This is a genomic window from Streptococcus sanguinis (assembly GCF_050234405.1).
In the GTDB taxonomy this organism is placed as follows: domain Bacteria; phylum Bacillota; class Bacilli; order Lactobacillales; family Streptococcaceae; genus Streptococcus; species Streptococcus sanguinis_W.
On the sequence record NZ_CP092117.1, the window covers coordinates 960,914 to 982,697 of the forward strand.

General features: G+C 46.5%; 21 protein-coding genes. 19 read left to right on the forward strand and 2 right to left on the reverse strand.

Annotation, left to right across the window (positions count from 1 at the left end):
* Positions 1-46 precede the first annotated feature (46 nt).
* The 17 genes from rexB to MFP28_RS04955 all read left to right on the forward strand — a co-directional run bounded on the left by rexB (position 47) and on the right by MFP28_RS04955 (position 17,990).
* Complete coding sequence (rexB, locus tag MFP28_RS04875) at positions 47-3,328, forward strand: ATP-dependent nuclease subunit B (RefSeq protein WP_002906285.1); 3,282 nt, start codon at positions 47-49, stop codon at positions 3,326-3,328.
* Complete coding sequence (gene addA, locus MFP28_RS04880; RefSeq protein WP_002906286.1) at positions 3,325-6,999, forward strand: helicase-exonuclease AddAB subunit AddA; 3,675 nt, start codon at positions 3,325-3,327, stop codon at positions 6,997-6,999. The genes rexB and addA overlap by 4 nt, the downstream gene beginning before the upstream one ends.
* Positions 7,000-7,032: 33 nt before the next feature.
* Complete coding sequence (locus tag MFP28_RS04885) at positions 7,033-7,338, forward strand: DUF4298 domain-containing protein (protein WP_002906287.1); 306 nt, start codon at positions 7,033-7,035, stop codon at positions 7,336-7,338.
* Positions 7,339-7,811: 473 nt separating this feature from the next.
* A complete protein-coding gene (gene hisC / locus MFP28_RS04890; protein WP_002906288.1) occupies positions 7,812-8,870 on the forward strand; it encodes a histidinol-phosphate transaminase in 1,059 nt (352 codons plus the stop codon).
* A gap of 55 nt (positions 8,871-8,925) precedes the next feature.
* Positions 8,926-9,915: an ATP phosphoribosyltransferase regulatory subunit gene (locus MFP28_RS04895; RefSeq protein WP_002906289.1), complete on the forward strand. Its 990-nt coding sequence runs from the start codon at positions 8,926-8,928 to the stop codon at positions 9,913-9,915.
* Positions 9,912-10,556 carry an ATP phosphoribosyltransferase gene (gene hisG / locus MFP28_RS04900; protein WP_002906290.1) on the forward strand — a complete coding sequence of 215 codons (645 nt, stop codon included), beginning with the start codon at positions 9,912-9,914 and terminating at the stop codon, positions 10,554-10,556. Before MFP28_RS04895 ends, hisG begins: the two co-directional genes overlap by 4 nt.
* A complete protein-coding gene (hisD, locus tag MFP28_RS04905) occupies positions 10,553-11,845 on the forward strand; it encodes a histidinol dehydrogenase (RefSeq protein ID WP_002906291.1) in 1,293 nt (430 codons plus the stop codon). Before hisG ends, hisD begins: the two co-directional genes overlap by 4 nt.
* Before the next feature lie 11 nt (positions 11,846-11,856).
* Positions 11,857-12,441 carry an imidazoleglycerol-phosphate dehydratase HisB gene (gene hisB / locus MFP28_RS04910; protein WP_002906292.1) on the forward strand — a complete coding sequence of 195 codons (585 nt, stop codon included), beginning with the start codon at positions 11,857-11,859 and terminating at the stop codon, positions 12,439-12,441.
* A 34-nt stretch (positions 12,442-12,475) separates the two neighbouring features.
* Positions 12,476-13,099 carry an imidazole glycerol phosphate synthase subunit HisH gene (hisH, locus tag MFP28_RS04915; RefSeq protein ID WP_032915864.1) on the forward strand — a complete coding sequence of 208 codons (624 nt, stop codon included), beginning with the start codon at positions 12,476-12,478 and terminating at the stop codon, positions 13,097-13,099.
* A complete protein-coding gene (gene hisA / locus MFP28_RS04920) occupies positions 13,077-13,799 on the forward strand; it encodes a 1-(5-phosphoribosyl)-5-[(5-phosphoribosylamino)methylideneamino]imidazole-4-carboxamide isomerase (RefSeq protein ID WP_002906294.1) in 723 nt (240 codons plus the stop codon). The genes hisH and hisA overlap by 23 nt, the downstream gene beginning before the upstream one ends.
* Positions 13,800-13,801: 2 nt before the next feature.
* A complete protein-coding gene (gene hisF, locus MFP28_RS04925; protein WP_002906295.1) occupies positions 13,802-14,560 on the forward strand; it encodes an imidazole glycerol phosphate synthase subunit HisF in 759 nt (252 codons plus the stop codon).
* Complete coding sequence (hisI, locus tag MFP28_RS04930; protein ID WP_002906296.1) at positions 14,560-14,904, forward strand: phosphoribosyl-AMP cyclohydrolase; 345 nt, start codon at positions 14,560-14,562, stop codon at positions 14,902-14,904. The genes hisF and hisI overlap by 1 nt, the downstream gene beginning before the upstream one ends.
* Positions 14,905-15,016: 112 nt before the next feature.
* On the forward strand, positions 15,017-15,331 hold the full coding sequence (hisE, locus tag MFP28_RS04935; protein WP_002906297.1) for a phosphoribosyl-ATP diphosphatase: 315 nt from the start codon (positions 15,017-15,019) through the stop codon (positions 15,329-15,331).
* A gap of 33 nt (positions 15,332-15,364) precedes the next feature.
* Complete coding sequence (locus tag MFP28_RS04940) at positions 15,365-16,114, forward strand: PHP domain-containing protein (RefSeq protein WP_002906298.1); 750 nt, start codon at positions 15,365-15,367, stop codon at positions 16,112-16,114.
* Positions 16,115-16,122: 8 nt separating this feature from the next.
* Positions 16,123-16,599 (forward strand): GNAT family N-acetyltransferase, encoded by a 477-nt coding sequence (locus MFP28_RS04945; protein WP_032915866.1) that lies wholly within the window; start codon positions 16,123-16,125, stop codon positions 16,597-16,599.
* Between the two features lie 13 nt (positions 16,600-16,612).
* Positions 16,613-17,539 (forward strand): helix-turn-helix transcriptional regulator, encoded by a 927-nt coding sequence (locus tag MFP28_RS04950; protein ID WP_002906300.1) that lies wholly within the window; start codon positions 16,613-16,615, stop codon positions 17,537-17,539.
* Positions 17,526-17,990: a nuclear transport factor 2 family protein gene (locus MFP28_RS04955; protein WP_002906301.1), complete on the forward strand. Its 465-nt coding sequence runs from the start codon at positions 17,526-17,528 to the stop codon at positions 17,988-17,990. Before MFP28_RS04950 ends, MFP28_RS04955 begins: the two co-directional genes overlap by 14 nt.
* Before the next feature lie 49 nt (positions 17,991-18,039).
* Here the strand turns inward: MFP28_RS04955 and MFP28_RS04960 are convergent, their stop codons facing one another.
* The gene (locus MFP28_RS04960; RefSeq protein ID WP_002906303.1) at positions 18,040-19,923 is read right to left on the reverse strand and encodes a DUF2207 domain-containing protein; all 1,884 of its coding nucleotides are present in this window, start codon (positions 19,921-19,923) and stop codon (positions 18,040-18,042) included.
* A 227-nt stretch (positions 19,924-20,150) separates the two neighbouring features.
* Between MFP28_RS04960 and MFP28_RS04965 the strand changes: the two genes are divergently transcribed.
* Positions 20,151-20,549 (forward strand): hypothetical protein, encoded by a 399-nt coding sequence (locus MFP28_RS04965; RefSeq protein ID WP_002906304.1) that lies wholly within the window; start codon positions 20,151-20,153, stop codon positions 20,547-20,549.
* Between the two features lie 88 nt (positions 20,550-20,637).
* On the opposite strand, the gene MFP28_RS04970 is transcribed toward MFP28_RS04965, so the two are convergent.
* Positions 20,638-20,808: a DUF3042 family protein gene (locus tag MFP28_RS04970; RefSeq protein WP_002895160.1), complete on the reverse strand. Its 171-nt coding sequence runs from the start codon at positions 20,806-20,808 to the stop codon at positions 20,638-20,640.
* A gap of 82 nt (positions 20,809-20,890) precedes the next feature.
* On the opposite strand from MFP28_RS04970, the gene miaA reads away from it, so the two are divergent.
* Positions 20,891-21,775 carry a tRNA (adenosine(37)-N6)-dimethylallyltransferase MiaA gene (gene miaA, locus MFP28_RS04975; protein WP_002906305.1) on the forward strand — a complete coding sequence of 295 codons (885 nt, stop codon included), beginning with the start codon at positions 20,891-20,893 and terminating at the stop codon, positions 21,773-21,775.
* Positions 21,776-21,784: the final 9 nt, after the last annotated feature.

Consider the following 21,784-nt stretch of genomic DNA (forward strand, 5'->3'; position numbering starts at 1 on the left):
AAAAATGGTATAATGTTCCTATATTTTCTAGAGGAAAAGGCAGGCTATGAAATTACTTTATACAGATATTCGCCATTCTTTGACCAAGGTTTTGGTGGCTGAGGCTGAGAGCTTGGTGGCGGCTGGTAAGCGAGTCTTTTATATTGCGCCTAATTCGCTTTCTTTTGAGAAGGAGCGGGCGGTTTTGGAGTGCCTGAAAACTCAGGCTTCCTTTGCCATTACGGTGACGCGCTTTGCCCAGATGGCTCGGTATTTTGTCCTCAATGATGTTCGGCAAGGGCAGAGTTTGGACGATATTGGTCTGGGAATGCTGATTTATCGGACCTTGACAGAGTTAGATGATGGAGAGCTTAAGGTCTATGGCCGGATTAAGAAGGATTCCCAGTTTATCCAGCAGCTGATGGATCTTTACCATGAACTGCAGACAGCCCAGATGTCCTTTGCGGATCTGGAATTTCTTGAGGAGCCTGAGAAGCGAGAGGATCTGGTCAAGATTTTTACAGCGGTGACTGCTGCTCTGAATAAGGGCGATTTTGATTCGTCTTCTCAGATTGCTGCTTTTGCCCAGCATATTCTGGCTGGTGATACGGATGAGGAGTTGGAGACTTTGGCCCTGGTCATTGATGGCTTTACTCGTTTTTCTGCCGAAGAGGAATACTTAGTCGGTCTTCTGCATCGGAAAGGTGTGGAGATTGTCATTGGGACCTATGCCAGCCAAAAAGCCTATCGAGCAGCCTTTCGTGAGGGCAATCTCTATCAGGCCAGCGTGGATTTTTTGAGAAAGCTAGCCGAGGACTATCAGGTCAAGCCTGACTATATCTCTCATGCGGGAGCAGAAGATGCCTTTGGACGGATTTCCAAGGTCTTGGAGAGTCGCTATGATTTTTCTGAGCAGGCTGTTGAAGTTAGTGAGACAGACCGCTCACAGCTTCAAATTTGGGCTACTATGAACCAGAAAGAAGAGTTGGAGTATGTGGCTAAGTCCATCCGGCAGCGGGTTCATGATGGTGTGCGCTATAAGGATATTCGTCTGCTTTTGGGAGATGTGGAAGCCTACCAGCTTCAGCTCAAGACCATTTTTGACCAATATCAGATTCCCTACTATTTAGGGCGGAGCGAGTCAATGGCCCAGCATCCGCTGGTTCAGTTTGTCGAGTCCTTAGAGCGGCTCAAACGCTATAATTTCCAACTGGAAGACCTGCTCAATCTCTTAAAGACGGAGCTCTATGGCGATTTGGCTCAAGAGGAGCTGGATCATTTTGAGCAATATCTGCGCTTTGCAGACATTAAGGGAGCCGGCAAGCTAGCCAAGGATTTCACGGCCAATAGCCAAGGGAAATTTGACCTAGACCGTCTCAATCATATTCGTCGTCGGGTTATGACTCCATTGCAAGATTTTTTCAAATCCCGTAGCCAGACAACGTCGGGGCTCTTAGCTAAATTTACAGAATTTGTCCAAGCGGCCCGTTTGTCTGACAATTTGACGGCTCTGCTGCAGGGAGAAAGTCAGCAGGAGCAGGAGCGCCATGAGGAAGTCTGGAAGGCTTTCAGCCATGTCTTAGAGCAGTTTGCTCAGGTCTTTGCAGATAGTAAGGTCAAACTAGACGATTTTCTAGCCTTGATCCTGTCAGGTATGCTTTTGTCCAACTATCGGACGGTGCCGGCGACAGTAGATGTGGTCAAGGTCCAGTCTTATGACCTGATAGAGCCTTTAGCTGCTCCTTATGTCTATGCGATTGGATTGACCCAGGAGCGTTTCCCGAAAATCGCGCAAAACAAGAGTTTGCTCAGTGATGAAGATAGGGCTTGGCTCAATGACGCAACGGATTCTCAGGCGGAACTCCAGATTGTTAGCTCAGAAAATCTCAAGAAGAATCGCTATACGGCTCTGTCGCTGATGAATTCTGCTACCAAAGAGCTGGTCTTGTCTGCGCCAGCCTTGGTCAATGAAGTAGAGGACAGCATGTCGACCTATCTACTGGAATTGACTGCAGCTCCACTTTCCTTGCCCATCATTGTCAAAAAGCCTCAGGCTTCCAGTGATGATATTGGCAGCTACCGAGCTCTCTTGTCTCAAATCATCGAGCTCCACCAAGAGGAGATTGACCGAGAGTGGACAGCAGAGGAGCAGACTTTTTGGGCGGTGGCTGTGCGGGTTCTCCGCAAGAAATTGGCTGCAGAAGGAATTAGCATTCCGCAAATTAGTAAGGAACTAAAAACAGAGTCTCTACAACTGGAAACTCTGCAAGCCCTCTACCCTCAGGAGCAGCCTCTCCGACTTTCAGCGTCTGCTCTAAACGAATATTTCCGGCATCAGTATGCTTATTTTCTCAAGTATGTTCTGCGCTTGCAGGAAGAGTGGACCATTCATCCAGATGCTCGCAGTCATGGGATTTTCCTTCACCGGATCTTTGAAAAGGTCCTGCAGGATGATTCGTCAGCTGATTTTGACCGGCGTTTAGCGCAGGCTATGGAAGAGACCAGTCGAGAGGCCGAGTTTGAGAGTATCTACAGTGAGTCAGGTCAGACCCGTTTTGCGCGCCAGCTCTTGCTAGATACGGCGCGGGCGACCGGCCGCGTGCTGGCTCATCCAACTGGGATTGAGACCATTGGCGAGGAGACTGGCTTTGGCTCAGCTTCTAAGCCTTTCCTGACCTTGGAAAATGGCAGAGCCGTGACCGTGAGCGGTAAGGTGGACCGGATTGACCGTCTGACCAAGATCGAAAGTCTGGGAGTGGTGGACTATAAGTCTGGCGATATTAAGTTCAGCTTTGAAAAGTTCTTTAATGGACTGAATTCTCAGCTGCCGACCTATCTGGCAGCGATTGAGGAGTTAGCAGACTATCAAGAGGATAAGGGAACTTTTGGCGCCATGTATTTGCAGATGACCGATCCGATTGTGGCGCTTAAAGATACCAAGACCTTGTCGGATGCAGTCAATCAGTCTATGAAGCCACTCCAGTACAAGGGACTTTTTGTGGCTGACGCTGTCAAGGAGCTTGGTCCGCTCTATGAGAAAAATAAGACCAACTTGCTGAGTCAGGAAGACTTGGACTTGCTGCTGGCCTACAATGCTTATCTCTATAAAAAAGCTGCAGAAGGCATTTTATCAGGCCATTTTGCAGTCAATCCTTATACAGAGAATGGGCGCAGCATTGCTCCTTATGTAGAGCAGTTTAAGGCTATTACTGGCTTTGAAGCCAATCTCCATCTAGGACAGGCACGGCAGCTGGAAAAGCTGGATACAAGCAAGTATGACAGACGGCCGACTGGTGAGAAGTTGCGCCAGGCCTGGCTAGAAAAGATGAGGGAGGAGATGGAAAAATGAAGAGAATTCCTTTTTTAACTGCAGAAGAAATTGCTCTTAAGCAAGCCCAAGAAGCTGCTTCGGACAAGTCGCAGAAAAAGACGGCAGAGCAGATTGAGGCCATCTACTCCTCTGGCCAGAATATTCTGGTCTCCGCTTCGGCCGGATCAGGTAAGACCTTTGTCATGGTCCAGCGAATCATAGACCAGATTCTTCGGGGTGTTGCTGTCAGGCAGCTCTTTATCTCAACCTTTACCGTCAAGGCGGCAGGCGAGCTAAAAGAGAGGCTGGAGAAGGAATTGGGCCAGGCCTTGAAGGAGGCCAAGAGTCCTGAACTCAAGCAACATTTGGCCCAGCAATTAGCTGATCTGCCCAATGCCGATATTGGTACCATGGACGCCTTTACCCAGAAAGTGTTTAGTCGCTATGGTTACCTGCTTGGTTTGGCACCGAACTTTCGGATTCTCCAGTCTGCCAGTGAGCAGCTGATTCTGCAAAATGAAGTTTTCAGCCAAGTGTTTGACTGTTACTATGCCAGCGAGCATCAGGCTTTGTTTAGCCGTTTGGTAAAAAATTTTACTGGTAAGCGCAAGGATTTATCAGGCTTTCGGGAGCAAGTTTATCGGATTTACAGCTTTCTACAGTCAACCAGCAGTCCTCAGCGCTGGCTGGAGGAAACCTTCCTCTATGGCTATGAGCACAGTGACTTTGCAGCAGAGAGAGAGCGGATATTTGGTCAAATCAAATCAGCCCTTTGGGAGCTGGAAGCTTTCTTTTCTGCCCATCTGGAGCATGAAGGAAGAGAGTTTGTGGGCGCCAAGTATCAGGAGAATGTCCAAGACGCTCTGACCGCCTTAGCAGGGCTGAATGAACTGCCCTCGATAGAAGAAACAGCTCAGATTCTCAAACAGATCGTGGCCCTTTCCCAACTGTCCAATGGCCAAGCCTTTACAGCTCGGGTTGGCAAGAATGCAGATGAGCTCAAAAAAGAAATGGCCAAGGACTACAATGAAGCCAGGAAGCCTATGATTGAGCGGCTACGAAGCTTTGACCAGCAGCTTTATCAGCTGGACTTTATTGAGCAGCATCAGGATGAATGTCTGCCTCTGGTTGAGCTTCTGCGGGATTTTGTGGCGGACTTTGCACAGGCTTACTTAGAGCGTAAGAAAGCAGAAAATGCCTTTGAATTTGGAGACATCAGCCATTTTGCTATTGAAATTTTAGAGAGATTCCCAGAGGTGCATCGCTTTTATCAGGAACGTTACCACGAGGTCATGGTGGATGAGTATCAGGATACCAACCACACGCAGGAGCGCATGCTGGACTTGCTTTCCAGAGGGCAAAATCGCTTTATGGTAGGTGATATCAAGCAGTCTATCTACCGCTTCCGTCAAGCGGATCCGCAGATTTTCAGTGATAAGTTTAAGGCTTATCAAGAGGATAGCAGCCAGGGCAAGCTGATTGTCCTTAAGGAAAATTTCCGTAGTCATCTTGAGGTGCTAGAAGCAACCAATGATGTTTTCAAACGTCTGATGGATGAAGAAGTTGGTGAAATCGACTACAACGAAACCCACTATCTGGTGGCTGGAAATCCTGCCAAACGCGAGCCTAATCCAGCTAACCGCGCTTCCTTCTTAATCTATGAAGGCTCCAAGGAGAGTCTGGAAGAGGAGGCTGATGAAGGCTTGCCACAGGCAGTATCAGCTGGAGAAGTGGATCTAGTCATCAAGGAAATCATCCGCCTGCATAATGAAGAAGGAGTGGCTTTTAAAGATATTACGCTGCTGACGGCATCCAGAACCCGCAATGATTTGATTTTAGCTGCCTTTGAGCAGCACCAGATTCCGTTGGTACCAGATGATGGCGCCGCAAACTATCTGCAGTCAGTTGAGGTCTTAGTCATGCTGGATACCCTGCGGACCATCAATAATCCGCTGAATGACTATGCCCTGACCGCCCTTCTCAAGTCTCCCATGTTTGACTTTGGTGAGGACGAGCTGGCTCGACTGTCCCTGCAGGCCAGTCAAGAGCATTCTCAGGAAAATCTCTATGAAAAATTTGTCAATGCCCTTGAAGGAAGAGGCTTGCACCCTGCTTTAGTCACTCAGGAACTGCAGAAAAAGCTGCAGCATTTCCATGAGACCCTGCAAGACTGGCGGACCTATTCCAAGACGCACTCCCTGTATGATTTGATTTGGAAGATCTATCAGGATCGTTTCTACTATGACATGGTGGGAACTCTGGCCAATGGTGCCCAGAGACAGGCCAATCTCTATGCTCTCTCTTTGCGGGCTAATGAGTATGAAAAGTCTAGCTTTAAAGGCCTGTCTCGCTTTATCGGGATGATTGACCGTATCTTGGAAAATCAACACGATCTGGCCAGTGTGCCAGTGGCGGCGCCTAAGGACGCCGTTCGTCTCATGACCATTCATAAGAGTAAGGGGCTGGAGTTCAAGTATGTCTTCCTGCTCAATATGGACAAGGCCTTCAACCGTCAGGATAGCAGCTCTGCTATTATCCTTAGCCGGACCAAGGGAGTCGGCATCAAGTATGTGGCGGATGTATCGGTGTCTGTGGAAGACCCCTATGCGCCGAATCAGCTGCGCATTTCCATGGATACGCTGCCTTATCAGCAGAATCTTGCAGAACTGCAGTTGGCAAGTCTGTCTGAGCAAATGCGTTTGCTTTATGTGGCCATGACGCGGGCTGAAACCAAGCTTTATCTGGTCGGAAAGGGCAGTCAAGAGGCCTTGGACAAGCGTCAGTGGGGCAAGAGCCAACAAGGACGTTTGTCTGCCAGTCTGCGTAGCCAGCTCAGTAATTTCCAAGACTGGCTCTATGCTATTCAGGCTGTTTTTTCTGATGAGAATCTCGCCTACGAGACCCGTTTTGTTACTGATGAGGAGCTAACTGCTGAAGAGATAGGGCGAATTAATGAGCCTCTGTTCTTTCCAGCAGATGATTTGGCAGATAATCGTCAGTCGGACGATATCCGTCGGGCTCTGGATATTTTAGAAAGCGTGGACCGGCTGAATAGCCAGTATCGCTCTGCCATTGAGCTTCCTAGTGTGCGAACTCCAAGCCAGATTAAGAAGTTTTATGAGCCGATCATGGATACGGATGGCCTGGATATCATGGATGAGCGAGCAGCTTTTCGGCCTCAGCCTAACTTTGACTTGCCTGATTTTGGCAAGAAAGCCAAAGTGACTGGAGCGCAAGTCGGCAGTGCTGTTCATGAACTCATGCAACGGATTCCTTTGGATAGCAGTCCCAGCATGGCTGTACTTCGTTCTGCTTTAACTCAGGTTCAGGCCGATGAAGCGGTCAAAAAGCAGATTCAGCTGCCTAAGATTGCATCGTTTTTCGAGACGGATTTGGGGCGACTCTTGATTGAGAACAGTGATAGAGTTCGTCGAGAAGCACCATTTGCCATGCTCAAGAGGGATGACGCTAGCGGTCAGAACTTTGTTTTGCGGGGGATTTTGGATGGTTACCTGCTTTTTGAGGACCGAATCATTCTCTTTGACTACAAGACGGATAAATACAAGGATTCGTCTGAGTTGATTGCTCGCTATTGTGGCCAGCTAGACTTATATGCTCAAGCTCTCAGCCGTTCTTATGGCATTTCGCAGATTGAAAAATATTTGATTCTGCTTGGCGGTGAGCAGCTGCAGGTAGTTAAGGTGGATTGATTAGCTTGTCATGTCTGGAAAGGAAGGAAGCCTGTGGAACAGTTAGAACGCATTCAAAAAATGGAAAAGCACCTGAATAAATATTCTCAGGTATTGGCAATAGCTCAGGAAGCTTTAGCTGAGCTGGAGCGCTGCCAGTCAGATTATATCCAGCTGAGGGACTACTATACTGGTCAGGAATTTTTTGATGATTTAGAGTTCTCGAATGGCCCGGATTTCCCTAAAAATATAGCTTGCGGCGTCTTAAGCGAAGATGCTGTCTATGATCTGATGGGGGAGCATTTTGAAACAGCAATCAATATGTTGGATTTGTCCAGTGCTATGCTGAAAGAGCGTTAATTCATTTAGAAAGAAAAAAATATTTAATTTTTTTCAATTTTCCTCTTGCTTTTTAATAAAAATTCATGTAGAATATTCAACAATAAATTGAAAGCGATGAGAGAAAAAGTCTAAGACAAGAAACAGAGAGTGCCTAATGGTGAGACGGCATGCAATCCTTAGACGACACATTCTTGAGTGCGGATGCGAAATCAGTCAGCAGTCTGAAACTAGTGTCCGACGGCTGATTGCCGTTATCAATCTGGAGTCTCGTACTCCCAGAGGGTCCTCAGGCGACTGGGGTCCGAATAAAGGTGGAACCACGTGTCAACGTCCTTGCAAAGTTTTTTTGCGAGGGCTTTTTATTATATTTAAACTAGAAGATTCCCCCATTTTCCTTTAGCAAAGCGGTAAATTTCGTTTTTCATTTATTAGAAGTTTTAAAAGATAATCAGAGTCAGATAATGGCTAGTGTGTGAAAGAGAGGTGGCAAGATGGTGAAGCTAAAAGGTCTCAGACAGATCAATCCTTATGTAGCGGGGCAACAGCCCAATGAGCCAGACATGATTAAGCTCAATACCAATGAAAATGCTTATGGGCCGAGTCCTAAGGTGGCAGAGGCCCTGCAGAACTTTGATGCTCAGGAGTTGCGCAAGTATTCCAGTTTGGATCAGGCGGATCTCTGTCAGGCTTTGGCAGCAAACTTGGGTGTATCGCCCGATCAGCTCATTATTGGCAACGGCAGTGACGACATCTTGTCCATGGCTTTCCTGGCTTTCTTTAACAGCGGCGAGTCGGTCTTGTTTCCGGATTTGACCTATGGTTTTTACAAGGTCTGGGCGGACCTCTACCATGTGCCTTTTCGAGAAATCCCACTGACAGCTGATTTTGAGGTCCATCCTTCCGATTATTTTGGAGATAATGGCGGCATTATCCTAGCTAATCCCAATGCCCCGACGGGGATTTATCTGCCGCTGGATCAGTTGGAAGAAATTCTAGCGTCCAATCAAGATGTGGTCGTGGTGGTGGATGAGGCTTATATTCACTTTGGCGGTCAATCTGCCCTGCCTCTTCTAAAAACCTATCCCAACCTCTTTATCACACGGACCTTTTCCAAGGACGCGGCCTTGGCTGGTCTGCGGGTAGGCTACGGCATCGGTCATCCAGACTTAATAGCTGTCATGAAAGCCGTTAAGGACTCCATCAATCCTTACTCAGTGGATATGTTAGCAGAGCGCTTAGCCCTTGCGGCAGTGGAAGATTGGGATTATTATTTGGAGACCGGCAGAGCCATCCAAGAGACCCGAGATTGGTTTGCTGGAGAATTGGCTGCGCTGGATTTCCAAGTCCTGCCCAGTCAGACCAACTTTGTCCTAGCCCAGCCTACTAGAATCTCTGCAGCAGAGCTTTTTCAGCAGCTAGAGGAGCGTCGGATTTATGTGAGGTATTTTCCAAAAGCAGAACGAATCAAAGACTCTCTGCGTATCTCTATCGGACGGCGAGAAGAGATGGAGACAGTCTTGGCAGCTATCAAGGACATTTGCAGCAGCTGAGAGTTTGACTCAAAGCCAGCTAGTGTAAGAATAGAGCAAGAAAGGAAAGCAGCCTATGAATAAGATCACCCTTCCGATTGGCATGCATGACAAGCTTTTCAAGAGGGCGCGTGTGACCTACGAGATTGAGCGGGACATCAGTGATTTCCTGATGGCTCAGGGCTTCAATCGGATTGACACGCCGACTTTGGAGCACTTCGAGGTCTTCAGTGACCATGTGGAGCCCAATCATTATCATCTTTTCGATAAAAAAGGCGAGCTATTGGTGCTGCGGCCAGATGTGACCAGCCAGATTGGTCGGGTTATTGCTTCGACCAGGGTCCATACGCCGACTAAGTTTTCTTATTCAGGCAAGGTCTTTCACTATCAAGAAGAGCTGCGTGGTCTTGCCAACGAGCTCAGCCAAGCTGGTATTGAGATTATAGGCTATCCAGCTCGTGAGGCGGTGCTTGAGGCTATCAAGACAGCCAAGCAATCGCTGGATTTGGCGCAGGTTAAGTCTTATCAGTTCGAGTTTTCCCATGCGGCGATCCTGCAGACCATCCTAGAGAGTCTGGCCTTGGATTCGCAGGAGGAGGCCCAGCTGCTTGATTATATTCGCAAGAAAAACAGGACGGGACTCTTTGAATTCACCCAGACCAGACCTAGTGAATTTGATGATTTTTTGCAGGAGCTGCCCTATTTGTTTGGTCCTAGCCAACAGGTTTTAGCTAGGGCTAGAGAAATAGTTGACAACGAGCAGATATTGACGGCTCTAGATGATGTGGAGCAGGTTCTGCAGAGTCTATCAGGCTTGCTGGATCAGACGACCATGGACTTGGGGCAGGTAGCGACCATGCCTTACTATACCGGCCTGACCTTCAAGGTCTTTGGCGACCGAGTACCAGATGCTTTTCTATCTGGTGGTCGCTATGATCAGCTTTTCAAGCGCTTCGGGGCAGCAGAGCTGACAGCTATCGGCTGGTCCCTAGACATTGACAGTGTCTATCAGGCCATTCATGATGACCTACCGGACGAGGGTGGAAAGGAAGGTGATGGCAGATGAGTCAGATTACCATTGCCCTGACCAAGGGGCGGATTGAGGAAGATACGGTCAAGCTCTTGACCCAGGCTGGCTTTGATATGTCCTTCATGGCAGACAAGGGGCGCAGCTTGATTTTTGAAAGTCCAGACAGTCGCTTTCGCTTTCTCTTGGTCAAAGGGCCTGACGTGACGACCTATGTGCGCCACGGAGTTGCTGATCTAGGCATTGTCGGCAAGGATATTCTCTTTGAGCATCCGACTGGCTATCTGGAGCTGCTGGATCTGAACTTTGGCCTTTGTAAATTCTCACTGGCCTCGGTGCCCAGCTATGACCCTCATGATCACAAGCGCAAGCGGATTGCGACCAAGTATCCGACAGTGGCGACTGATTATTTTAATCAAAAAGGGGAAGATGTGGAAATCATCTCCATCCAAGGCAGTGTGGAGATTTCACCGGTGCTGGGCTTGGCGGATGCCATTGTTGATATTGTGGAGACGGGGCATACCTTGTCAGCTAACGGCCTGCTGGTTTTTGAGGACATTTGTCGGGTGTCAGCCCGGCTCATTGCCAATCAGGCTTCCCTGAAAAATAACCCGAATATCATGCCTTTTGTGGCAAAGATTGAATCCCTAGTAGGAAGAAGAGAGGTGGCTTTTAAATGACAATTATCAAGCGTTTAAGCGGAAGTAACGAAGAAATTTCACGGATTTTATACGAAGAGCAGCTGCAGCTCAGCCAGCAGAACTTAGATGTGGAAGAAGCGGTGGCTGAGATTATTGAAACGGTCAAACAAGACGGTGACCAAGCTTTAAGAGACTATACCATGCTTTTTGACAAGGTTGAGGTGACAGACTTTGAGATTGGGCAGGAGTTGATTGACCAGGCCTTTGAGGAGATTGATCCAGAGGTCTTGGCCGCCTTGAAAAATGCCCAAGCTAATATCGAATCCTACCACCGCCAGCAGTTGGAGACTGGTTTTGAGGACAGTCCCAGTGAGGGCGTTGTCCGTGGTCAGTTGATTAGGCCGATTGAGCGGGTCGGCACCTATGTACCTGGCGGCACCGCAGCCTATCCGTCCTCCGTCCTCATGAATGTTATCCCAGCTAAGATTGCCAGTGTCAAAGAAATCATCATGATTACACCGCCCCAAGAGCACTTTACCCCAGCGATTTTGGTCGCAGCCAAGCTGGCTGGTGTGGATCGGATTTTCCAAATTGGCGGAGCCCAAGGTGTAGCAGCTCTGGCTTATGGAACTGAGACCATTCCCAAGGTAGATAAGATAACGGGACCAGGCAATATCTTTGTGGCTACGGCCAAGAAGATGGTTTATGGTGTCGTGGGGATTGACATGATTGCTGGGCCTTCGGAGATTGGAGTCATTGCGGATCGTTCAGCCAGTCCAATCTATGTGGCAGCTGACCTCCTGTCGCAAGCCGAGCACGACAAATTAGCTCGAGCTATTCTGGTGACCGACTCGGAGGAGCTGGCAGACCAAGTCGAAGCAGAGCTGGATAGACAGCTGAAAGAGCTGCCACGAGAGGAAATCGCGCGTGCTTCGATTGAGAATAATGGCCGCATCATTCTTGCGCCTTCTAAGGAAGCTATGTTTGAGCTCATGAATCAGGTGGCACCGGAGCATTTGGAAATTGCCATGGATGATGCTTACAGCTATCTGGATCAGGTTGAAAATGCTGGCTCTGTCTTTCTGGGACACTATACCAGTGAGCCGATTGGTGACTACTATGCGGGAGCCAACCACGTTTTACCGACAACCAGCACCAGCCGTTTTTCATCAGCTCTGGGTGTCTATGACTTCATCAAGCGCATCCAGTACACCCAGTACAGCCGTGCTGCTGTAGGGGCGGCTGACAAGGATATTACCAGTCTGGCCTATGCAGAAGGCCTGCAGGGACATGCTAAGGCCATCGAAGCCCGCAGACAGGAAAAATAAAAGGAGTTGCCATGAGACAAGCTGAAATCAAGCGTAAAACACAGGAGACCGATATTGAACTGGCTGTCAATCTTGACCAACAGGAGCCGGTAGCTATCAAGACCGGTGTCGGATTCTTTGACCATATGCTGACCCTTTTTGCCCGCCACAGTCGGATTTCTCTGACGGTTAAGGCTGAAGGCGACCTATGGGTGGACAGCCACCATACGGTTGAGGATGTGGGCATCGTATTAGGACAGACTCTGCGTCAGGCTTTGGGAGACAAGGCAGGTATCAACCGCTACGGCACTAGCTTTGTGCCCATGGACGAAACGCTGGGTATGGCCAGTCTGGACCTATCAGGTCGCTCCTATCTGGTCTTTGAGGCGGATTTTGATAATCCCAAGCTAGGGAATTTTGATACCGAGCTGGTGGAGGAATTTTTCCAAGCCCTAGCCTTTAATCTGCAGATGAATCTGCACCTGAAAATCCTTCATGGCAAGAACAGTCACCACAAGGCAGAAAGCCTCTTTAAAGCGACTGGACGAGCTCTGCGGGAGGCTATTACGATAAATCCAGAGATTCATGGAGTCAACTCCACCAAGGGCTTGCTCTAGCTTGTCCTTCTGAGTGAAAGGAGTTGATGTAGAGATGATGATTGTTATTGATTATGACGCGGGAAATACTGCCAATGTCCTCCGCGCTCTGGCTCAGGTCGGAGTAGAAGCGCATCTGTCAGCTGACCCGCAGGAAATTTTGGACGCTGATGGTTTGGTTTTACCTGGTGTCGGTGCTTTTCCTACTGCCATGCAGGAGTTGGAAAGGCGAGGGCTGGTGTCAGTTATTCAGCAGGCTGTGGCCGATGGCAAACCTCTCTTGGGGATTTGCTTAGGCATGCAGCTCCTGCTGGAGTCTGGATTGGAGAATGGTCAAAGCTCTGGACTGGGCTTGATTCCCGGTGTTTGCCGCCGGATTCCGGATCAGGCTGGTCTGCCTGTGCCTCACATGGGCTGGAATGACTTACAGGTCCAGCGGTCGTCTGCTTTGACAGCTGGTCTCGAGGGCCAGTCAGTCTATTTTGTCCATAGCTACTATACAGATGTTCCGGAGGAGTACTTGGATGTGACGGCTGATTATGGGTTACCTATTCCAGCCATGATTCGCAGAGGCTCGGTCTTTGGCTGCCAGTTTCACCCAGAAAAGTCTGGTGCTGTCGGTCTCGGTATTCTAGAGAAGTTTAAGGAGTATGTCTATGAAAATACTGCCCGCTATTGATATCAAAGACGGTCAGGCCGTCCGCCTTTTAAAAGGGGATTTTAGTCAGAAGACGGTAGTCAATCCCGATGTCTTGGAGCAAGCTCGAGTTTTCAAAGAAGCCGGCGTTACCATGATTCATGTGGTTGACTTGGACGGGGCCTTAGAAGGTCGGGCGGCCAATCGGGATTTGATTGCCCAGATTAAAGCGGAGACTGGTCTAGCCATCCAAGTCGGGGGCGGCATTCGCAGTCTGGAGCAGATTGAAGATTACCTGGCGGTTGGCATTGACCGTGTCATTATTGGCTCCATGGCTGTTAAGAATCCTGATTTTGTCGAGGCCGCACTGGAGCGCTTTGGAAGCAGCAAAATTGTAATTGGCATTGATGCGAAAGAGGGGCTGGTTGCGACTGAGGGCTGGCTGGAAACCAGCAATCAGTACTATATCAGTCTGGCGCTGGCCATGGAAAAGATCGGTGTCCGTCTCTTTGTCTATACAGATGTGGACCGAGACGGGACTCTGACTGGCCCCAATATCCAGCATTATCAAAAATTGCTGGCAGCTCTCAAGCATGCTCATGTCATTGCCTCTGGTGGTATTCAGTCAGCGGATGACTTAGAAGAGCTGAAAAAACTGGGCTTGGCTGGTGCCATTGTGGGCAAGGCCTATTACAGTGGACGAATTAGCCTAGAGCAGATCAAGGAAGCAGAAAGGGGCTAGTCATGCTGAAAAAACGAATCATTCCCTGTCTGGATGTCAAGGACGGCCGGGTGGTCAAGGGTATCAACTTTGTCAATCTGACTGATGTGGGAGATCCAGTTGATGCGGCCAAGGCTTACTATGAAGCCGGCTGCGATGAGTTGGTCTTTCTGGACATTACCGCCACCCATGAGGAGCGGGACACGACGGTCGAGATGGTCCGGCGCGTGGCGGAGCAGGTTTTCATTCCCTTTACCGTCGGGGGCGGCATTCGCACGGTTGAGGACATGAAGCGGATGCTGCAGGCTGGTGCGGATAAGGTTGCAGTTAATTCCTCAGCGCTGGCAAATCCTCAGCTTTTAGCTGACTGCGCCGAGAAATTCGGCAGTCAATGCGTGGTGCTAGCCGTGGATGCTAAGAAAGAAGCGGATGGCAGCTGGCATGTCTATTTGGCTGGTGGCCGCAAGGACAGCGGTCGCGATCTGTTAGACTGGGTTCAAGAAGCTGTCAGTCTTGGAGCGGGGGAAATTCTTCTGACCAGTATGGACAAGGACGGGACCAAGTCTGGTTTTGACTTGCCAATGCTGGAAGCTGTCTCTCAAGTGGTTTCCGTTCCTATTATCGCCTCTGGTGGTGCTGGCAGTAGCCAGCATATCCTAGAAGTTTTTGAAAAGACTGCAGCGACGGGTGCTTTGGCCGCTTCGATTTTCCATTATGGTCAGGTCTCCATCGCAGAGACCAAAAAAGCCATGCAGGCAGCTGGATTGGAGGTGCGCATCTGATGACAGAAGTGAAGTTAGATTTTCAAAAGCAAGGCGGTCTTATACCTGCCATTATCCTAGACCACACCAGCAAAGAAGTCCTCATGCTGGCCTATCTCAATGAAGAAGCCTACCATCTGACCCGCACCAGCGGTCAGATGTGGTACTGGAGCCGGTCACGTCAGGAGCTCTGGCATAAGGGAGCCACCAGTGGCCACTACCAGACTGTCAAAAAAATCACAGCTGATTGCGACCTAGATACCCTACTGATCGAGGTAGACCAGCTGGGAGCAGCCTGCCACACCGGTGCTAAATCCTGCTTTTTCCATACAATCTGGGATGAAGAAGACGGCAAAACTGACTAAAAGCTCCCTTACTTTAGTACTTGGTTAATGCAAGAATAAAACAAAGACATCAGCTTGCCATTGGAAAGAATTACTTTTTATAGTAAAATAAAGACAGTAACAAGGAGGTACTATGCTAGAAACTCTCTATCAAGAAGCCCTCAAACGCAAAAAAGAGCCCAAGGAAGGCTCCTATACCAGCTATCTCTATGACAAGGGGCTGGACAAGATTCTCAAAAAAGTCGGTGAAGAAGCGACAGAAGTGGTCATTGCGGCTAAAAATGCTAACAAGGACGAGATGGCCAATGAGACAGCTGATCTGCTCTACCATCTGGCGGTCGCTCTCGTCGAGACTGGCGTCAGTCTGGAAGAGGTAGAGGCCGTCCTCCAGGCCCGTCAGGGCAAGCAGAGCCGGATTCATGACCGACCTGAAATTGACCATTACTAAACGGATATAAGATTTGCAGAAAGGCGGTCCAGCATGCGCGACAACCATCTTCATACCTATTTTTCCTATGATTCTGAGGCGGATTTCTGTGATTATCTGGACCATTACGAAGGCGAGATTGTCACCACCGAGCACTATGATTTGTCCAATCCCTACCCCTACGAAGCTGCCTCGCCCCATGATGATGTACCTGACTATGCGGCCTATTCAGCAAAAATAGCAGAGCTGAACCAGCAATATGGCAACCGCATCAAGAAGGGCATTGAAATTGGCTATTACGCTCCGCGTAAGGATGATATTCTAGCTTTCCTAGCGGACAAGGATTATGATCTCAAGCTCCTGTCTGTCCACCACAATGGCAGTTTTGACTATCTGGAAGATCCGGTCTTGCAGCTGGATAAGATGGAGCTGATTCCCTCCTACCTTAGAGAGTTAGAAGAGGCTATCGAGGCTGTGCCAGCAGATGTACTAGCTCACTTTGACTATGGTTTCCGCAAATTCGAGCTTACCGTAGAGGAGTTAAAAACTTTTGAACCAGAGCTACGACAGCTTTTTAAAAAGATGATTAACCATGGTCTGGCCTTTGAGCTTAACTGCAAGTCCATGTATCTATATGGTCACGAGGAACTCTATATCTATGCTCTTTCTCTAGTTAAGGAGCTGGGCGGTCAGCGCTTTTCAGTGGGATCAGATGGCCACAAGCTGGAGCATTTCCGCTTGCAATTTGACCGAGTTGCCAAAATCTTAGCGGAGGCTGGCATAGGTGAAGAGCAGTTGATCTAGAAGGAGAAATCGAGACTGAGATTAGGCCTTTAAAATCAGAGGAAATCCCACTCTTAGAGGAATTTCTTTACCAAGCTATTTTCATCCCCCCAGGTCTAGAGCTGCTGCCCAGAAGTATCTTGAAGGAACCAGAATTAGAGATGTATATCAAGGACTTTGGTCAGCAGCCAGATGATTGGACTTTAGCAGCAGAAGTGAACGGCCAGCTGGTCGGAGCCGTTTGGGTTCGCATCATGAAAGATTACGGCTATTATGATGACCAGACGCCCTCTCTGTCTATTTCATTTCTGACTGACTTCAGAGGCCAAAGACTAGGTCAGCAGTTGATGACAGCCATGCTGGACTTGCTCAAGGCCAAAGGCTACCCAAGTGTCTCCCTTTCCGTTTCCAAAGACAATCCCGCTGTTCGCTTTTATCAAAGACTGGGCTTTGTCACGGTTGAAGAGAGGGAAGATGATTATTTGATGCTGTGCCGATTGAAATAAGAAAAGAAAACTCATGAAACTAGAACGATTAATCTATATTCTACTAGCCCTTTTGAATAAAAGGCAGATAACAGCTAAAGAAATTGCTGAACGTTTTGAAATATCTACTCGTACCGTATATCGAGATATGGATACGCTCAGCTTAGCTGGAATCCCTATTTACTCAGAACGCGGAGATAAGGGTGGTTTTTATATACCGGATGACTACAAGATGGACAGCAGCTTTTTCACAGAAGAAGAAAAGCAGTTTATCATCAATATGAGCCAAAATGTCGGCAAAATTGTTGGACATCCTAGTTTTGACAGCATTGAGCATAAGCTTGTTTCTCAAGAAGCGACCGACAAGGTCAATCCATTTTATTTTGATCTCAGTTCATGGTCTCTTAATACAAATTATTTACTTGAGATTGAACAGGCTATACAAACTGGGAAGAAAATTTCCTTTTCCTACTATTCTAAAAAACAAGAACAAAGCCGGAGAACGATTTTTCCATACCGTCTGATTTTTAAACTAAATGCTTGGTATGTTATCGGCTACTGTTTAGAAAAGTTAGATTTTCGTTTTTTTAAACTCAGCAGGATTCGTGATTTGCAGCCAGTAGAAGAGGTTGTCAATGTTGGAGATTACCCGCTTTTATCTCAAGAAAAGTTAGAGCTTTTTTTAAATCCATCCAAAGATAAAGTTGAGGGCAGTAAAGAAGAAATAGAGCTAATTTTCACAGAGTCTGCGCCCCCAAAGATTTATGACCACTTCACAGAAGAAGAAATCACTGTTGAGCAAACCAGAATAAAGGTCCATGCTTTCAGAGCATTGACACCAGCCTTTTTCGAATTGATTTTAAGTTTTGCTCATCAAGTAAAAGTCATATCACCAAAAGAACTGCAGGATAAATTAATTGATTCTCTTCAAAAAAATCTTCAGCAATATGACAGACTGTAGTCATATTGCTTTTTGTATAATCTTAAATGGCTTGAAAATCTCATTGTTTGAGTGCTTGCCTATATTATTTTTGGAGGTTCAACATATGGATACAAAAACATTAGCAGAAAGCTATTTTAATGCAGTCAATAAAGGTGGATGGGAAGATTTCGTGGCTGAACATTTTGATTATGGGATGTGTGATAGTCAGGAGATCAGACAAGGACGTGATGTTTATCTGCAAGGTGCAGGTCAATTCTATGCTTTAAGTCAGCATCTTGAAGTGAAGAAGTTATTGGTAGAGGGACGAGAAGTAGTGGCTTTAAATGGCTATCGCCTGCAGTCACCACAAGGAAATGAACTAGAGTTGGATGTGGCAGAATTTTTAAAATTTGACGAATCAGATAAATTGATTGCGTCTACTATTTACTTTGATACTCATCGTTTCCAAGAGTTTATGCAAGGGAAATAACTATGACAAAAGACCGCTCAAACAGCGGCCTTTTGTATTATAGTTTATGTTAGAAGGAGCCTCCGCCTCCTCCGCCCCCACCACCTGAGAAGCCACCTGAAATACCAGATGACAAGCTGAAGTAGCTACTTGAGCTGGGAGGATTCAATGAAATATCAACATTGCTAAAGCCTGTAGCAAAACCTGTAGATATATTACTGAAGAAGAAACTTTCAAGATTTGTTTCTTTTAATTGAATGTCTCTTCCTTTTAATGTTTGACTGACTTTTTCCGCATAGCCAAAAAGAGTCGCATATACTAGAATTCGATTCCAGAGAATGATTCCCTCTACCTCAGTTTGACTAAGATGAGCAATATCGCGCAGCATGTTGGAGAAGCTCTGCCATTCAATTACTTCTTCTCTAAATTCCTTTTTTAGGTATCTATCTGCCATTCGATTCAATTTTATTTGAGCTGCTTTCCCAAGGAACCACGCGACAAATAGAAGCAAAGGATAAATGTAGGAATATGAGTAATCAAACTGTCCGGTAGTAAAAGGATTATAAAAAAGAGAACCTAAAGAGAGAATAATAATACCAATATAATAGGAAATATAAGCTAATGAAACAGGTCTTTCTTCTTTTTTGCTTATTTTACGATATCGTATAGGGAGATTTAAATCGACTCTTTCTTGACGGACATAGTTCGCAACAGTACGTAGAGCCTCTTGAAATTTCTGTCGTGTAGAAGACTTGGAGCTTTGTTGGTAATCTGGGAACATTGTATCAGGAGTAACTTTATCCTTATCGCCAAAGACCATTTCCAACAGTTTTATCTCGTAGCGACTTAGGTTATCTAAGTGAACAATTTCCAGTTTCTCTCCTGATCTTCCAATGCGAAATTTTATATTTCCTCTGTCAATCAGATCCATTAAAGTAGCCTGTACTAAACTAGAAAAGCTAGGAGTTCCTGTTTTTCTAGTATGAGCAAGAGATTTTTCAATTGATATATTATAGATATTGTATGCAAGTTGCAGAGGAGTAAGATTCTGAGGCGGTTCATAGAGTCGCGTATTTTTAGGAAGCTTGTTTAGATAATAAAATCTTAGTAAATAGTAAAGAAAGCAAGCCAGACTTATAATCAGAAACGAGAGAGCAATGACTGGACCTAGTACATAAATTATAAAGCTATGTTGCTTCTGTTTTTGTTCAATTTCTTTTTCCTTCTCTTCAAATTGCTTGCGGTGGGTTGAAGGGATAATACTGGCAGTATCAATATCTGTAAATATACTCTTGTCCCAAGCGCCGTGCAATTCAAGTTTTGTTCCTTTTGTGAGATTATTTGACCTAACCGCCAGAATCTGATTTAATTTTTCTACCTTTGGTTGGTTTTTATTGAAGCCTGTATGGGCGAAAAGCTGAGCACTAGTATCGAAACGATCCGTAGAAACAGAAAAATATAATCGTCGAATATCCGCATCCCAATCAGAAATAGGTATCCAATTCAGCTCAGCTATATCTTGATACACCCAAAGCATATTTCGTAATTTCCAAGTTATAGTGATAATGACTTGATCACCAGATTTACCAGAATTATAGATTGTAATCTTTTTCCCATCTTTTACAGCCTCTTCTTTTATCTTTTGTGGGGACTTTTTCTGTCCATTGGTGATAATATCTATCTTAGGATTGTCTTCGATTTGAAAGCCTTTAGGCATCTTGCCAGCCTGGCCCAGCGTGATATATTGGCCGTTATAGGAACTGTCGTATTCAAAAGTTACTTCCTCTGTAAAAGTTGCTGTATTATCGCTATACAGCTCTAGCTGTCCTACATAGGATATAATCCTGCTCTCGACATCGTCAGCAAATATGTGACGAGGAACAAAGATGCAAAATAATGAAGTAAGAAGTGCTAGGCTAAGCAGTAGTCTGTTAAAACTGTAGGTGTTTTTCATAAATCTTCCTTTCGCTAATGCCTTATTATAACACGTTTCTAAAGCTCTGTCTGAGTCTATTTTTCAGTAACCAATGGCTTCTACAAATGCTTTATCGTATTATTTGTAAGTTTTCTTGCCAAGTGGTAAAATAAAGCCGAAATAAAATATGTTCTCCTAGAGCAATCTAATCAATTAGCAACAATGAATCTGACTGTTCTTCGTAGTCATATAAAGGAGTTGATTTTATGGCTAATACTAGGCGAGCAGTGCTAGCATTGAGCTTGGGTGTTTTGTTATTGCTAGCAGCGGGAATTCTACTGCAGGTTCATTTTTGGAGAATGATCATTTTGCTAGGTCTATTCTTTTTTGCGGAAGCATTTATCATCTGGTACTCGGGAAGCAAGTCTAAGTCGCAGATCAATGGCAGGCAAAGCCTTGACCTCTTCTGGCTTTATATCAAACGCTTGAAAATCTTTTATGTCATAATTGTGTGTCTCGCAATTCCTTTCGTTTCTCTGTCTTCCAATCCTGCTTTCGATTTGTTTTTTGTTCTTGAGCTGTTAGTATTCTTACTCTTAAGCAATTATATCTTAAGCTCTCATGGTATTCAACCGCCCAAGAAAGAGAGGGCTCTTAGAGTCTAATTGCTTTGTTTGCAGCAGTCGATTTGACTGCTGTTTTTTCAAAAAAAAAGCCTGGATTTTTCCAGGCTTTTTAGTGAAATGTGCAGGCTTAGTGTGCTACACGTTTGCGAGCTGCTTTTTTACGGTTTTCTTCAATGAAAGCTGCTTTTTGTTCTTCAGGTTCGATGACTTTTTTCTTGACGGCATAAACTGCGCCTGCCACAGCAGCAACAGTAGCTGCAACTCCTGTAAGAACGCCTTTTCCAAATCCTTTAGCCATGTGATTTCTCCTTTTCTGAACTTTTATTATTTATGTTATAATTAATAGTAACGAAAAATCAAAATTTTTTCAAGGAAAAAAGATGAAAACCAAGATAATTGTGATAGTGGGGCCTACGGCAGTTGGAAAAACAGCTCTGAGTATCGAGGTAGCCAAGCGCTTTAATGGCCAAATCATCAGCGGTGACAGCCAGCAGGTCTATCGTGGCTTAGATATTGGCACGGCTAAGATTCGTCCGGAGGAGCAAGAGGGCATTCCCCATCATCTGCTGGATGTGCGGGAGGTTGGAGAAAGCTACTCTGCCTATGATTTTGTGACTGAGGCAGCTCAGGCTATTCGTGAGATTGAGGCTCAAGGTCAGCTTCCCATCATTTGCGGTGGCACAGGGCTCTATATCCAGAGCTTGCTTGAGGGCTACCATCTGGGCGGCTCCGTCCCTCACGAGGAGATTCTGGTCTATCGGGCGCAGCTAGACAGTTGGTCAGATGAGGCTTTGTTTGGAAAAATAGCAGAACTGGGTATCGAAATTCCACAGATGAATCGACGCAGGGCTATGAGGGCGCTGGAGATTGCCCATCTGGGCGGTCAACTAGAAAACAATCAACCAGACTATGAAGCGCTGCTGATTTGCCTAGATGATGAGCGTGAGCGACTTTATGAGCGAATCAATCAGAGAGTAGACCTGATGCTAGAAGCCGGACTTTTAGAAGAAGCTCGCTGGCTGTTTGAGAAAGCTCCGACCAGTCAAGCTAGTAAGGGGATTGGCTACAAGGAACTTTTCCCCTACTTTAAAGGTCAGATGAGCCTAGAAGAGGCAGTGGACAAGCTCAAGCAGAATACCCGTCGTTTCGCCAAGCGCCAGCTGACCTGGTTTCGCAACCGGATGTCCGCGACCTTCTATCAGGTGGGAAATCCAGACTATAAAAATCAGGTCATGAAGGACATCAGGAATTTTTTGGACAAGTAACTGGCTGAC